Consider the following 13618-nt stretch of genomic DNA (forward strand, 5'->3'; position numbering starts at 1 on the left):
CCACCGTCGGCTCCATCGACCCGACTCGTATCGTGGTCGGGTACCTCAATGGCTCAACAGTCTTGGCTAAGGATGCTCCTCTCAATTTCCAACACCTTCGCTTCCTGATTGTTAGTGAAGACGAGACCCTCGTCGACGATGACGTCAGCACGAAACAAAGCACTTTCAACAGGCTTGACCGGAGTTGGGATGTCGTCACCATAGCGCCAACGACGGATCGTCTCGTTCAGTTCACGCACGCGTGCATTCGTTCGTGCCAGGTAGCAGAAGCTGGCGGAATCGGCTTCGACCTCAGCCGAGGTGAACGCCTTCTTCATCCAACGCTGCACGGCTTCAGCTGGCGGGAAGATACAGTGCTTGTCCTGATTGGAGGACGGCACGCACCAGGAACAATCCGCCTCGCCGCCCTCGCTGGCGCGGATGATAAGGGCCGCGGCCAGAATTGAGTTCCCTGCCCGCCTGCCCCATGAGCGTGGTCAGGTGTGACCGGTTCTGGATCGCAAATGTTTCGCTTGAGAGCGCCGGGCACGCCAGTGGCGCGGCCGGGATGCGGTACCTTGCGGTTGCCGAAGAGGGCGTTCCGTCCAAGGAAGTAGCGAACGTGGTCGGTCGCCGCCTCAACCTTCCGGTCGTGGCGAAGTCGCCCGATGAGGCTGCAGATGGCCGAAAGAATGTAAAGCGAGGGGCCAATCTGTCAGGGTCCAGAGGTGGGAGAGTGGGTAAGATCTGTGAAGTATTCCTTTGCTCGACCATCCTTGATTCGCGGGTCGCGGTCCGTTCCGATGTACTCAGCGAGAAAGTCAAGAAGCCCTTCCACTTTTGGCGTGAGACGCGATGAACCTGAAAAAAGCGCGCACAATGTGATTGGTTCCGGCTTCCACTGCGGAAGAATCGGGACAAGCCTACTTCGATTGTTCGGGTGCTTTGCCATCCACAGCGGCAGGACAGTAATGCCCAGTCCGTCCAAAGCGAACGCTAGATTGATGCCTGGGTCACTTGTCACGACGTGAAACGCAATATTTGGACTGAACTGTTTCGATCCGCGGGACAGCTTCCAAACTCCGGACCCCGCACACTGATGGACGGTGAGTTCGTCGGGTTTGGTAGGACTGCCGGCCGCATTCACGTATGCCGGACTCGCGAAGAGGCCGCGCGCAGTCCCGGGGTAATACCGGACTCGCCGCACGGAATCCTTCGGTGCCTTAAGTTTAAAGAAGACGTCCACATCTTCACTTGGTTCCTGATCCCAGCCGAACGAATAGGGCTCAATTTCCATTTTCAAAGACGGAAAACGGGTGACGAAATCATTAAGCAACGGCGCGAGAATTTCGCGGGCCATCGTCACCGGGCACGCGATCTTGATTGTGCCACTTGGATCGGAGCGGCGGGCCTCTAAGAACTCCCCACCATCGGTAAGGGTGCGCAAAGCACGTCGACAGGAGAGAAGATACTCCCTGCCCGCGTCCGTTAAAACCAATCCTTTTGGCCCCCTTTGTGCAAGAAGAACGCCTAAGTGTCTTTCGAGACGCGTGAGGGACCTGCTCACCGTCGACGCCGGCTGATTCAGCGTCTTCCCAGCAGCACTCAGCGTTCCTGCTTGCGCGGCAATGACAAAAGTCCGGACGTCGTTGAGGTCAACGTGTTGCGTCATGATGTGCCCCGACAAGTGCTGATATAAGTGGCGCTTCTTTCCTGAGGGGGTCACAGGCCCTAGGAGTCTATACGTGCGGCGCAGCAGTTTTCTGTATCAAAGAGAACACGTTGACATTATCGGTCTTCCCTTGCGCCAGCGCAAAGCCCCTTTGCGTGCATCAGAGCTCCCGGTGCTCCACGTTAGGCATCTGTTTTATAGACGACAAGCAACGGGATCCTGCCATGGTCCAAGAGTGCGATTTCACGAGAACGAGCACCAATCGGATGTGGTCATCCAGGAAAGGCGAAGAAGACATGAAAGTTCTAGTTACCGGAGCAACGGGAAATGTGGGTTCTGTGGTGGTTGCGGAGCTCTTGAAGCGCGGTGCAGAAGTCCGTGCGTTGATTCGCAAACCCGACGCCGCTCAAAAGCTGCCACCAAACGTTGAGGTGGCCATCGGCGATTTGCTTGATCCCGTTTTGACAGAAGAAGCGATGAAAGGAGTCGACAAGCTCTTCCTGTTGAATGCTGTCGTCGCGGATGAGTTGACGCAGGCATTGATCGCATATGGCATCGCGAAACGGATTGGCTTGAAGCATGTGACCTATCTATCTGTTTTCAAAGTGCAGGAGTTCCGCGACGTACCTCACTTTGCTTCTAAGCTTGCCGTCGAGGGTGCTTTGCGCGAGTTCGGTGTGCCGTACACCATTCTGCGTCCCGGTTATTACATGCAGAACGATATTGGCTTGAAAGACGCTCTGACTGGACCAGGCCTCTACCTAATGCCGCTAGGCACCGCCGGTATCGCCGCAGCAGACATGAGGGACATCGCGGAAGCTGCTGCGATCTCGCTCACAGAAGAGGGTCATGAAGAACAGACCTACGACATCGTGGCTTCGTCGCTTATCAGTGGCCCGGGAAACGCCGCATTATGGAGCCAACTGCTCGGCAAAGAGGTCAAGTACACGGGGCACGATTTCGACCAGTGGGAAAAGGGCATGCGCGCACGGATGCCTAGTTGGAGTGCTTTCGATCTCCGCATGATGCTCCAAGGCTATTTCGACCGAGGGTTCGCCTCTACCGAGACAGAAGTTGCGCGTCTGACGAAACTTCTTGGTCATACGCCGCGCAGCTACGAGGCATTCGCGGCTGAGACCGCAGAGACGTGGAAGTCATAACCCGAAGCAGCGGATGGAGTCGCACAACTCCATATCTGGAAGGAATGACGCATGCGTTTTCCTTCCAACGCTTCACTGTAGGCGGATAAGCGTGCACTGGAGGAGATCGGCGCCTTCCTATGGCAGCCGTTCCATTTCTCAAATTGATTTCCATGCAAGATGAGCGAGGTTGATGATGCAACAGGGACGAGTTGTGGTGGTCACGGGAGCTGGCGGAGGCATCGGCAGCAGGATAGTCGATCGATTTCTAGCCAACGGGGATCGCCTGATCGGTCTGGATAAGGCAGAAACCTCATTGAAAGAACTTGCCGCCACCCGAAAGGCAGGAGATCAGCTTTCGACATCATGCGTAGATGTGACGGACGCGGATGCTGTCGCTGCCTTCGCGAGGCATGTGCAGCAGACCTATGGGCACGTTGACGTACTCGTCAACTGCGCGGGTTTCTATCCCGTCGTGCCATTTGAGCAGATGACGCTGACGCAGTGGCAAGAAGTCATCGCAATCAATTTGACCGGAGCCTTCCAGATGACGCACGCGCTACTACCGCTAATGAAGGGCCAGGGTTGGGGACGGATTGTAAACATCGGTTCCGCGTCGGTGTTCGAGGGCGTTGTCGGGCAAACGCACTATGTGGCTGCGAAGGGCGGCATTGTGGGGTTGACACGTTCACTCGCGATGGAAATAGGCGACTACGGTATCACCGTCAACATCGTCGCTCCCGGGCTCACCGTGACCGAACCCGTACGCCGCAGCCTGCCCGAGAAGCTGGTCAACGCACAGAAGGAACTCAGGGCCATCAAGCGGGATGAGCAGCCCCAGGATTTGGCAGGGCCCGTCTTTCTTCTGTGCTCGCCGGATGCGGATTTCATCTCCGGCCAAACGCTTGTAGTGGACGGCGGGAAGATCAAGCACTGACAAGGTCAAAGTTTGAAGGAGAACGCACTATGCTAGCCAATCACAATCCGCTTAAAGTGCTCGCCGTAGGGGCGGCAGGTCCGTCCGCAAGCCTCGTGGTACCGGAGTTGCTCAAACGGAATGTCTCCGTTCGTGCCTTTGTTCATAAGCAACAGGATGGGCCCATAGTACGGAAGCTCGACGTCACCGACATTGTAGTGGGCGAGCTCTCCGACGCCACAGCTGTAGCCAAGGCGGTGGAAGGGATTGACGCCGTCTTCTATATCGCCCCAGCTGCTCTTGAGAACGAAGCTGAAGTCGGCAAGCAATTTGTTACGGCTGCGAAGCGGGCAGGCGTGCGGCGCGTTGTGTTTTCGTCCGTGATTCACCCAGTCCTGAGCGAACTCGTCAACCATGCCGACAAGGCGCCGGTGGAAGAGGCTCTTCTCGACTCTGGCATGGAGTACGTGTTCCTGCAGCCCGCGATGTTCTTCCAGAACTTCGTCGCAGCCTGGGCGAAGATGAAGGAGAGTGGCGTGTACGGCGAACCATGGTCCTCCGAAACCCGCTTTACGCGTGTCGACTACCGCGACGTTGCCGAAGTAGCGGCGATCGCGTTGACCGAGGACCGTCTTCTATATGGCACGTTTGAATTATGTGCCGAAGGCAATCTCAATCGGCATGATCTGGCTGCTTTGATGGGCGAAGTTGCTGGGAAGCAGGTGAAACCAATCAAGATAGATCTTCCTTCGGAAGCGAATACGCCAGCGAAGCTCACGCGCATGTTCGATTGGTACGACAAGCATGCTCTGCTCGGTAACAGCACAACACTTAGGGCGATCCTCGGGCGCGAACCTCGCACCTTGCGATCTTTCTTCGAAGAACTTAACGCACGGGCATGACCAACGAGAGTCCTTATCACCTTCATCCAAGGAGCTATCAATGTTCGACACACCGAAGCAGAAATTCGAGATGCGCGGACAGTTCACGCCCGAAAATTCCGCTCTTGTCCTCGTCGATTACCAGGTTGGCACCTTGCAGTTGATCCGATCTTCAAGTTCAGACGTGTCACTGCGGAATGCAGTCATGCTGGCAACGGCTGCAACCAAGCTCAAGATGCCGATCGTGATGACATCGAGTCAGGAGGATCACATCCAAGGGCCAATCTCGCCAGAACTCGAGAGGGCGGCGCCTGACGCATACAACCACCGCGTAAAGAGAGTCGGCATCGTGAATGCCTGGGCCGATCCGAACTTCAGCGGAGCGATCGAGGCAACCGGGCGCAAGAACCTCATTATGGGAGGCGTTACGACGGACATCTGCCTCGTGTTCCCAAGCATCAGTGCCGTCCAGCTCGGCTATAACGTCCAAGCGATTCTCGATGCCTCCGGTAGCTCGTGGGGAATTCAGGAAGAAGTGACTCGCCAGGCATGCAACAAGCAGGCGTCGTGCTGACCACGACCAACACAGCGATTGCTGAATTAGTGCAGGACTGGGCTTCACCTGCGGGCAGCGAGTTGATCAAGTTACTCGTCGGCTCAGCGCCAATGATGCAACCGGCAGCCTAGGAGATTAAAAATGACTCAGACTGGCGCGCTCAAAATGGCATCGTTTCGTAGCGAAACTGCAGTGGTCAACGGAATTCGTCTGCATTACTGGTTAGGAGGCAACCCGCATGGAAAACCTGTGCTGCTCTGGCATGGATTCCTAGGCACCGCTTATAGCTGGTACAAGGTTATGCCTCTTCTCGCGGACGCAGGCTATTCGGTTCTAGTGCCGGACATGCGCGGGTATGGTGATTCGGACAAACCATCGGGAACCAAGGGGTATGATGCCCGAGCCCTTGCGGAAGACTTTCGTACGCTCGTCAAGCAGATTGAGTTCGGTAACGGGCAGAAGCTGCTCCTGGCCGCGCACGACATGGGTGCGCATCCCGCCCTGTTGTGGACCGCAGACTATCCTGACGAAATCGCTGGCCTCGTTTACATGGAAGTCCCCACCATGCTCGAAGAATTTTTGTCAAAAGTGATTGTGTATACGCCCGAGGCGATGGCGAAGGGATCCATGTGGTGGTGGGTTCTGCCGCTCGCGCCTGGTGTACCGGAGCGACTCATTGTCGGCCATGAGCGTCAGTTTCTGACATGGTTCTATAAAGGTGCCACAGCAGATCCGGCGTCCATCACCGAAGCATCCATCACGGAAACACTTCGCACGTTTGCCGGCACAGAAGGTGTACTTGGCGCGCTCGGCGTCTACCGCGCCGCGTTCACCACAATCGAGCAAACGACGCCTCTAAAGAAGAAGAAGGTGGAAATACCAGTCCTTGCCATTGGCGGCGAAAAAGCACTTGGAGCTAAGGTCGCACAGATGGTTGAAGCCGTCGCGAAGAATGTGACTTCCAAAGTCATTCCCTCCTGCGGTCACTTTATCCCGGAAGAACAGCCTGCCGAGTTCATGCGTCTCTTCCAGGAGTTCGCCAGAAAGGTCGACTGACCATGGCAGGCCTTACCCGGCGTTCTGCCCTCGTGCTTGCCGCAATGGCCTTCGGAGAATTTTCGTTTTCCACTCTGTGGGCTTCAGCAGCTTTCGGTAGTCCATCCCTTCCATCGGAGCCTCAAGACTCAAAAAGGAGAACCATTATGTCCGAATCCACCCCGCAGTACCCGCCTCTTCCACCCGACAATTTGCAACGCACCCTCACGCTCGCACGTCCGGACACCGACCAGACATTACCTCACATCGGCCTCGTAGGCGACACCTATACCATTACTGTTTCCGGCGACGAGACCAACGGCCGCTTCTGCGTTATCGATATGCACATTCCGCCGGGCGGCGGCCCAGCACCGCACCGCCATGACTTTGAGGAAACCTTCATTCTGCTCGAAGGCGAAATGGAGGCGACGTTCCGAGGCAAGAAGTCACTCGTGCGTGCCGGCGATACCATCAACATCCCTGCCAACGCACCACACCAATTCCACAACTCTTCGTCGAAACCCGTCCGCCTACTTTGTATCTGCTCGCCCGCCGGACAAGAAAAGTTCTTCCAAGAAGTGGGTATACCCGTCGCGACTCGCACCGCCGCTCCTCCCAAGCTCGACAAGGAACAGCAGGAGCAGTTCATGGAGAAGGCGAAGGCGCTAGCCCCCAAGTACCACACCGAGTTATTGAAAGAGGCCTATTAATGAGACCCTCCGCGCCATCGCAAGTTCGAGATTCCCGATGGCATAGTTCAAAATAGAGTCGCATTCAAATGGTCGAAAGCGAAGCTTTTCCGTCGCCCAACTGCCAGTGCGTGGCTGCGATCATTCTCGGCCACGACTGAAGCACGGTTGAGACATTCTGGGCCAATCCATGCAACTGGGGTGCGGGTTGTTTCGGACCTTCATTTCGAAGATGAATCATCATGGGACGCTCCGCCTTCATTGTTGTGCTTGCCCGGCCAGGATGACAACCTGCGCCCGGTAAGAGATTGTGAGTGGTTAGCCCAGGGCCGCCGGTTTCAGTACCTCTCCACACCACCGGTGAAAGCTGGTCGGGGTCCTGTTCTCGGGCATGCGTGCTTCGACGTTGTCCATGCCATTGTCCTTCGCGACCAGCATGTCTAGGAGGCCCTGCGCGAAAACCTCGTTCGCTCCGTGTTGGATGAGTTGTGCTTTATAGGCGTCCCTAGGCACCTGCTGAAAACGGACGTGCTTGCCGAGCACACCCGACATGATGGCTGCCATGTCGTTGAAGGAAAGACCCTGCGGCCCAAGCACAGCACAGCCGCCCTGGCCCGTCCAGGTCCGATCCAACAGGAACCGTGCACCCATCGCACCAATATCCTTTGTCGCTACCTGAGGTGTCTTCAGGTCCGGATGGCTCGGCGAGAAGAACATCCCCTGCTGCTTGATGGTCTGCACGTTGTTAAGCATGTTTTCCATCAGCGCCGGGCACCACAGGGCGCGGTAGTCCACTCCGCTCCTCTCAATCTCTTCATCCTTCGCGAGCGATGCCGTAATCGACCCTGTCTTCTTCGCCAGATCCGTACCTCTTCCCAGCACCGACACATCGACAATTCGTTTCACGCCCTGGCTCTTCATTGCCGCGAGCGTCGGTAGGGTGAAGCGGAGGTAATACTCCGTATCGTTGTTATCGGTGAATGAGGGAGGAACAACCAGGAAAACGCTCTCCGCACCTTCCAGTGCCTGCCGCATGACGGCTTCATCGTCCAACGAGCCGGTCACCACCTGGACCCTGTTGCGTACCTCTGGCGCCAGCCTTGCAGGGTATCGCGCGACTACCCGGACAGCCTCACCCGCAGCAAGCAGGTGCGGGATCACTTGCGATCCAATTTTTCCGGTCGGTGTTGTGACAACAATCATATTTCCCTCACGTTCATACAGTCTCTTGCCTTAGGTTCTGAAGTTATTTTCAAAATCAACATTCTGCAACGGGGCTATCGTTCAGATCCATACCCGATCGCATCACCAGGCCAGTTCGCCACTCGTCTCTAGAAACTTACCGGTCGGTGGAGCGTCGAGCAGCGCGAGGCGCACGATCTCCGCGGCCCCTTCTTCCACGGTCTGCGGACCGCTATGCCCGTTCAGATCCGTTGCCGTATAGCCAGGGTTGACAGAATTTACGCAGATGTTAGCATCGCGGAATTCATAGGCGAGTTGGACGGTTAACATATTCAGCGCAGCTTTGGAGGCACAGTAGGCCAATACCTTTACCGGAAAGTACTTCCAGTCGGGATCGGTTTGCTGACTAATACAGCCAAGTTCGCTAGAAACGATGTGCGCAGCAGTCGATGATGTCTCCGCTTGGTCACTCCTCGCCATAGCCCTCACCCTGCAATGCGGTGGCGCCAAGCGAGGTAGACTGCATGCCGCGTTCTTGGAGAATGCGTGCGAGAACCGGGAACGCGGTGATGCTCATCGAGATGCCGAGGAACAGGGTAAACGGCAGACCGCCGATGCCCGCGGGGGCGAAGCGGATGCGGAGCGAGTGGGCGACGAGCGCTGCTGGCCAAACGCCAGAACGGCAAGCCTCTGTCCTACGAACTGCTCGCGGTAGTCGTCGCCATCGTCCTCGCATCCGCTGGAGCGACAGATGCCATCGGCGTCCACCCCCTGTTCGGAGCCTTCCTCGCTGGCGTCTGCTTTCCCCGTGTCAAGCTCTGGCAGACCGAGGCCCACACCCGCCTCGACGAAGACTTCCCAGCCTCAATGGCTGCGACGGTTTGACGCGTCTTGAATATCAAGCATGCCAAATCCTGCTGAGTCATTGAGTGTTCCATCCGCATCTCGCGAATGGTGTTGTGTATACAGTGTGGCGCTGCGGGGCCGGCGTGCATAAACCTTCGCTTACGCAGCACCGCCGCAGATGCCTTTTGTGGCTTTCTTATCTCGGTGGAAGCCATTCATCTCCGGAGAGGTGCAGATCCAGGAGCGGCTCCCCTAGAGAGCTGGACACCAGTGATGATGAACCATACGGCGTGGGTGAGGACAATGGCAGTCATGCCGTGGACGTCGAGACGAACGTGGCCGGCAAGGATCAGAGCGATCAGCAGAATAGGGACAACGCAGCCATATAGGGCGATTCGATGACCGAGGCCTCCGTTGCGAAGAGAGGAAACAGACCATAGGACGACAGCGACGGACGTGGCAATGGAATAAATCCGGGAAAAGGTCTGATTGAACTGAAAGACGGAGACCGTGATGAGATCCCACTGCACCGCATTTACGGGTGTATCGGCGGCCTTATGTAGAAGGATGGTGGGAACGATGAATCCGCTTACCGCACCGGCGATGAAGATCGACAGAGCTGCAAAGGCGAAGGTAATAAGGCCAGCGAGAGCGAGGCGATCTGGTGTAGCGGAGTCATGGCGGTTTTCGTGAGAGGCCAGATGTCGCATAAGGCCAATGGCACCGAGGGAAAGGATGATAACGCTGGCAAGCGCAATCGTATGTGCTACAGCAGAGGCGAGAGCAAGATGTTCAGCCTGTTGCGAGGTGAGGGGACCTGAGCCGTGAGGATGGATGGCCATGGTTAGGATGTTGCCAACAGACCCAAGGATTAGGGCCAGTCCGGACTTACGATCATCAGTCATGTGACGTACTATAGAGCGCGACTCATCTGATCGGACGGCCTTTTCCGGCGTTGATGAAGATACCGAACAAAGGAGTGTGGGATGTCCGAAAACAGGGTCAACGGAAGCCCGGTAACCAGTCAGCCAAAGGTCGTGCGGACAACTGCGAAGCTGGATCGTCGGGTGCTTCGGACTCGGGATACGCTGGGCGATGCCCTAGTGGAGTTGATGCAAGAAAAACCGTTCGATGGGATTACGGTGCAGGAGGTTCTTGACCGGGCGGGCGTAGCCAGGTCAACCTTTTATAAGCATTATCGCGATAAAGACGATCTGTTTCTAAGCGACGTAGAGGACTTCTTCGCATCCGCCTCCACCATGCTGACACGGACTAAAGCGGATCTGCGACGACTTGCGCCGATAAGAGAGCTGTTTGCCCACATAGCAGGTGCACGGGAGTTTTACGTGTCGCTGGCAGCATCAGGAATGCTAGACGAAGCGAAGGGGCTGGGACGGGGTTTCTTCGCACGGTCAATTGAAGAAAGACTTAGATTGGCCGGAGTTCAATTAACACAGGCCGAGATGAGTCCGACGGCCCATGCGCTTTCCGGGAGCATGTTTGCCCTGCTGGATTGGTGGGCCGATCACGGAATGAAAATGGAACCGGAAGGTATGGACCGGCTCTTTCATGCCAGGGCATGGGCTGGAATTAGCAGCACTCCTTCTGAATCGTAGGTAAGAGGGCAAATAATGAAGGGCCGTTTATCACCCTCGGACTTCAGACACAATGGCTCAAGCATTGTGTTGGCTACGTCACCCACGACACCTCCGGTTGTCAGGGGGTGATTGCTGGAAACACCGTTCGTCGAGACCAAGCGAGTTCTGATTTTAGAGCCCTAGTCTCGCGAGCCGACTCGTCGCCAGGCTAGTCGGAGCACAGGGTAAGAACTGCTCTGCCCGATCTTTTGTACCGCGGAGTGTTAGTGTAGCGCAGCTTCTTTTGAGATCAAGTAGCCGCCGTCGAGGGTGTGGGGAAGTGGGAAGCGCACTTTGCTTTCCACTTCTCCATACCCTGTTTTAGTTCCGCCCTGCCACGACTCTGGTGCTGGCGGCCGATAGCCCAAGGAGGAGTGTGGCCGGATGGTGTTGTAGTGGATCCTCCAGCGCTCTGCCAGGATCCTGATCTCCTTCATCGAGTAGAAGATCTCGCCGTTGAGGAACTCGTCACGCAGCTTCGAGTTGAAGCTCTCACAGTAGCCGTTCTCCCACGGGCTGCCTGGCTCGATGTAGAGTGTCTTGGCACCTGTATTTGCAAGCCATTTGCGCAGATCGCGGGCTACGAACTCAGGACCGTAGCACCACACGAAGCACTCGGAAGGAAGGGTTGGAGGAAGGCAGCGAACCGGATCGAGGGAGCGTAGCGACCGAGATCCGATTCGCTGGGCCATGGCTGGCCGTAGGTCTCCTAAGCTGAACGTATACCCACTTTCACTTCAGGAGAGAACCAGCCATGTCCCTTGTCCAGCCTACTCGACCGTCCACCGTTCTGGTAGCGATCGATATCGCTAAGCTCCGTCATGATGTCCTGATCGAAGCTCCGGGATGGAAAAGCCGCAAGCGCTTGATCCTACCCAACACCGCAGCCGAGTTCCGACTGTTTGCCGACTTTCTTCATGGCCTAAAGCACCCGGTGCGCATCGTCTTCGAGGCCACTGGGAACTACCACCGGCCACTGGCGCACTTCCTGCAGGCTGAGGGTTTCCACCTGGAGCTGATCGCTTCGCTTGCTGTGGCGCGGACCCGCGAAGCCATGCATAACTCCTGGGACAAGAACGACCCGAAGGACGCCCAGGTCCTGCTCCATCTGCTCAAGACCGGCGTAACTCAACACTTCCATGATCCGCTCGTGAACCAGATCCATGACTTTCAAGAGCTGTCGCTCACCTATGCGCAGATCTCGCTGGAGAAGACGCGTACCCAGCACCGGCTCTTGACCCATTACCTGCCGCTCTACTTTCCTGAGATAGAGCGGTATTACCATGCCACGCGTTCTGAGTGGCTTCTCGCGTTCCTTCAGGTCTTCCCAACGCCTGCCCTGATTACACGTCTCTCGATGGAAGACTTCGTCCAGCAAGCGTGGACGGTTGTCGGACGCAAGGTAAGTAAACAGCGGCTGCTTGAGGATATCTATCGCACGGCACAGTCGTCGATCGGGATACCAGTTGCGGAGAACTCAGAAGCAGTGGCGATGTTCCGAGTAGTGCTTGGGGAGATGATTCGCCTCTGTCAGCTGCGCGATCAGTTGGAAGAACGGGCTGCATGCCACATGAAGGACAACGCCGACTTCAGGCGTCTCCAACAGATGCCAGGCATCGGTCCTATCCTGGCGCTCACCATCCTGGCCGAAGCCGGCGACCTGCGCCGCTTCAACCACCATCGGCAGTTCCTCAAGTTCTGTGGCCTCGATCTCTCGACTCAGCAGTCGGGCCAGTTTCGAGGAGCGACCAAGCTGTCGAAGTACGGCAACGCACGGCATCGCTGCGCCTTCTGGATGGCTGCCACCGTGGCTGTGAGGTTGCGCGAGAACAGCTTCCGAGACAAGTTCGAACGATATCTCCGGCGTGATCCTGCCAGTGCAGACCGCAAGCGTATGGCGTATGTCGCCGTTGCCGCCAAGATGGCTCGCGTGGCCCATGGGATCATTAAGACCGGTACCGACTTCCGCTGCTTCTATGAGGCAGCGGCACCAAGTGGAAGAGCCGCTTCACCTGGGCCGTCGAGGCCGTAAGGACCTCGTAGATAATGATCCGGCCTTCCACTTGGTTGAGATTTCATTTTGAGTACAGTGGAGACTGCGCTCTTCGGCAGATCTCGTGTCGCTATGGTCGAACGCTCAGCCCTTGCTCGTGGAAGCCACTTGGAGGTACAGTCGTCGTCAAGTACATCCCATACGGGATGCTAAGGGATCTTCTCTTCTCTCCAGCTTTTCCTTCCTGTGTTAGTACGTTGTCTGAGCGTATATGCTGCGGGACACCCTTGATCACCATCACGTCGGCCAGAGCCTCGATCACCTTCGCGCTCGACCAGCGACGCTCCGGACGTACAAGCAAGCTTTCTCTGGTGTGTTCGTCGATCAGGTTCAGCATCCGGACCGTCCTTCCGTCGTACGTCCTGGCGCTCACGAAGTCGTAGCTCCAGACATGATTCGCATGCTCGGGCCGCAGCCGCACACACGAGCCATCGTTGAGCCATAAACGGCCTCTTGGCTTCTGCTTCTGTGGAACCTTCAGCCCCTCGCGACGCCAGATTCTCTCAACCCGGTCCTTACCAACATGCCAGCCTGCGTGACGTAGCAGAGCTGTGATCCGGCGATATCCATAGCGACCATACCGATTGGCTAAGGTCACGATGGCCTGGGTGAGAGCATCTTCATCCTCTCGCTGTGTCGGCCGGTAGCGCTGCGTGCCGCGTGGCTGCTTCACCACAAGGCACGCATGCCGCTCGCTCAGCCCATGCACCTGTCGCGCATGGTTCACCGCACAGCGACGCCGCTCAGGGCTTAGAAATTTCCCTCTGCGATTTCCTTCAGCACCAACTTCTCCAGGCTAAGGTTGGCCACGATGCGCTTCAGCTTCGCGTTCTCCTGTTCCAACTCCTTCAGCCGTCGCGCCTGGTCTACCTGCAGCCCGCCATACTCCTTACGCCAACGGTAGTACGTCTGGTCCGTGATCCCGGCTTCCTTGCACGCCAGCGACGTCGTCTTTCCGTTCGCAACAGCCACTTCAATCTGACGCAATAGGTTCACCACCTGCTCAGGACTATGCTTCTTGCCTCGTGCCATA

13 protein-coding genes and 2 pseudogenes are annotated in these 13618 nt (G+C 56.8%); 8 read left to right on the forward strand and 7 right to left on the reverse strand.

The window, feature by feature from the left end; genetic code table 11:
• Window positions 1-53: 53 nt before the first annotated feature.
• The gene (locus HDF16_RS19745; protein WP_184220619.1) at window positions 54-380 is read right to left on the reverse strand and encodes a hypothetical protein; all 327 of its coding nucleotides are present in this window, start codon (window positions 378-380) and stop codon (window positions 54-56) included.
• A 314-nt stretch (window positions 381-694) separates the two neighbouring features.
• Window positions 695-1651: a LysR family transcriptional regulator gene (locus tag HDF16_RS19750; protein ID WP_184220621.1), complete on the reverse strand. Its 957-nt coding sequence runs from the start codon at window positions 1649-1651 to the stop codon at window positions 695-697.
• 296 nt (window positions 1652-1947) lie between these two features.
• On the opposite strand from HDF16_RS19750, the gene HDF16_RS19755 reads away from it, so the two are divergent.
• From HDF16_RS19755 to HDF16_RS19780, 6 genes are all read left to right on the forward strand, one after another.
• Window positions 1948-2811 carry an SDR family oxidoreductase gene (locus tag HDF16_RS19755; protein WP_184220624.1) on the forward strand — a complete coding sequence of 288 codons (864 nt, stop codon included), beginning with the start codon at window positions 1948-1950 and terminating at the stop codon, window positions 2809-2811.
• Between the two features lie 172 nt (window positions 2812-2983).
• On the forward strand, window positions 2984-3727 hold the full coding sequence (locus HDF16_RS19760; protein WP_184220627.1) for an SDR family NAD(P)-dependent oxidoreductase: 744 nt from the start codon (window positions 2984-2986) through the stop codon (window positions 3725-3727).
• A 29-nt stretch (window positions 3728-3756) separates the two neighbouring features.
• Window positions 3757-4608, forward strand: coding sequence for an NmrA family NAD(P)-binding protein (locus HDF16_RS19765; RefSeq protein WP_184220630.1), 852 nt, complete (start codon window positions 3757-3759; stop codon window positions 4606-4608).
• A gap of 40 nt (window positions 4609-4648) precedes the next feature.
• Window positions 4649-5161 carry an isochorismatase family protein gene (locus HDF16_RS19770; RefSeq protein WP_221312909.1) on the forward strand — a complete coding sequence of 171 codons (513 nt, stop codon included), beginning with the start codon at window positions 4649-4651 and terminating at the stop codon, window positions 5159-5161.
• A gap of 123 nt (window positions 5162-5284) precedes the next feature.
• A complete protein-coding gene (locus HDF16_RS19775) occupies window positions 5285-6199 on the forward strand; it encodes an alpha/beta fold hydrolase (protein ID WP_184220633.1) in 915 nt (304 codons plus the stop codon).
• A gap of 146 nt (window positions 6200-6345) precedes the next feature.
• Window positions 6346-6888, forward strand: a complete 543-nt coding sequence (locus tag HDF16_RS19780; RefSeq protein WP_184220636.1) for a cupin domain-containing protein — start codon at window positions 6346-6348, stop codon at window positions 6886-6888.
• A 297-nt stretch (window positions 6889-7185) separates the two neighbouring features.
• Here HDF16_RS19780 and HDF16_RS19785 read toward each other — a convergent pair whose 3' ends face one another.
• From HDF16_RS19785 to HDF16_RS19800, 3 genes are all read right to left on the reverse strand, one after another.
• Window positions 7186-8070, reverse strand: coding sequence for an NmrA family NAD(P)-binding protein (locus HDF16_RS19785; RefSeq protein ID WP_184220639.1), 885 nt, complete (start codon window positions 8068-8070; stop codon window positions 7186-7188).
• Between the two features lie 102 nt (window positions 8071-8172).
• Window positions 8173-8529: an SDR family NAD(P)-dependent oxidoreductase gene (locus HDF16_RS19790; RefSeq protein WP_184220643.1), complete on the reverse strand. Its 357-nt coding sequence runs from the start codon at window positions 8527-8529 to the stop codon at window positions 8173-8175.
• A 581-nt stretch (window positions 8530-9110) separates the two neighbouring features.
• Window positions 9111-9800, reverse strand: a complete 690-nt coding sequence (locus HDF16_RS19800) for a hypothetical protein (RefSeq protein WP_184220647.1) — start codon at window positions 9798-9800, stop codon at window positions 9111-9113.
• Window positions 9801-9881: 81 nt separating this feature from the next.
• On the opposite strand from HDF16_RS19800, the gene HDF16_RS19805 reads away from it, so the two are divergent.
• Window positions 9882-10511, forward strand: coding sequence for a TetR/AcrR family transcriptional regulator (locus HDF16_RS19805; protein WP_184220650.1), 630 nt, complete (start codon window positions 9882-9884; stop codon window positions 10509-10511).
• A gap of 245 nt (window positions 10512-10756) precedes the next feature.
• On the opposite strand, the pseudogene HDF16_RS19810 reads toward HDF16_RS19805, so the two are convergent.
• Window positions 10757-11128: pseudogene (locus tag HDF16_RS19810) on the reverse strand (integrase core domain-containing protein); the annotation flags it as partial.
• Window positions 11129-11286: 158 nt separating this feature from the next.
• On the opposite strand from HDF16_RS19810, the gene HDF16_RS19815 reads away from it, so the two are divergent.
• Window positions 11287-12564, forward strand: coding sequence for an IS110 family transposase (locus HDF16_RS19815; RefSeq protein WP_184220653.1), 1278 nt, complete (start codon window positions 11287-11289; stop codon window positions 12562-12564).
• Between the two features lie 217 nt (window positions 12565-12781).
• Here HDF16_RS19815 and HDF16_RS19820 read toward each other — a convergent pair.
• Window positions 12782-13617 (reverse strand): annotated as a pseudogene (locus tag HDF16_RS19820) (IS3 family transposase); the annotation flags it as partial.
• Between the last annotated feature and the right edge of the window lies 1 nt (window position 13618).

It is taken from the genome of Granulicella aggregans (genome assembly GCF_014203275.1).
Lineage (GTDB): Bacteria > Acidobacteriota > Terriglobia > Terriglobales > Acidobacteriaceae > Edaphobacter.

What these genes read in the sequence shown, in the direction of transcription:
- HDF16_RS19780 (WP_184220636.1), top strand. Translation starts at nt 6,346, where the DNA reads ATGTCCGAATCCACCCCGCAGTACCCGCCTCTTCCACCCGACAATTTG.
- HDF16_RS19755 (WP_184220624.1), top strand. Translation starts at nt 1,948, where the DNA reads ATGAAAGTTCTAGTTACCGGAGCAACGGGAAATGTGGGTTCTGTGGTG.
- HDF16_RS19775 (WP_184220633.1), top strand. Translation starts at nt 5,285, where the DNA reads ATGACTCAGACTGGCGCGCTCAAAATGGCATCGTTTCGTAGCGAAACT.
- HDF16_RS19800 (WP_184220647.1), bottom strand. Translation starts at nt 9,800, where the DNA reads ATGACTGATGATCGTAAGTCCGGACTGGCCCTAATCCTTGGGTCTGTT.
- HDF16_RS19770 (WP_221312909.1), top strand. Translation starts at nt 4,649, where the DNA reads ATGTTCGACACACCGAAGCAGAAATTCGAGATGCGCGGACAGTTCACG.
- HDF16_RS19790 (WP_184220643.1), bottom strand. Translation starts at nt 8,529, where the DNA reads ATGGCGAGGAGTGACCAAGCGGAGACATCATCGACTGCTGCGCACATC.
- HDF16_RS19760 (WP_184220627.1), top strand. Translation starts at nt 2,984, where the DNA reads ATGATGCAACAGGGACGAGTTGTGGTGGTCACGGGAGCTGGCGGAGGC.
- HDF16_RS19765 (WP_184220630.1), top strand. Translation starts at nt 3,757, where the DNA reads ATGCTAGCCAATCACAATCCGCTTAAAGTGCTCGCCGTAGGGGCGGCA.
- HDF16_RS19750 (WP_184220621.1), bottom strand. Translation starts at nt 1,651, where the DNA reads ATGACGCAACACGTTGACCTCAACGACGTCCGGACTTTTGTCATTGCC.
- HDF16_RS19815 (WP_184220653.1), top strand. Translation starts at nt 11,287, where the DNA reads ATGTCCCTTGTCCAGCCTACTCGACCGTCCACCGTTCTGGTAGCGATC.
- HDF16_RS19785 (WP_184220639.1), bottom strand. Translation starts at nt 8,070, where the DNA reads ATGATTGTTGTCACAACACCGACCGGAAAAATTGGATCGCAAGTGATC.
- HDF16_RS19805 (WP_184220650.1), top strand. Translation starts at nt 9,882, where the DNA reads ATGTCCGAAAACAGGGTCAACGGAAGCCCGGTAACCAGTCAGCCAAAG.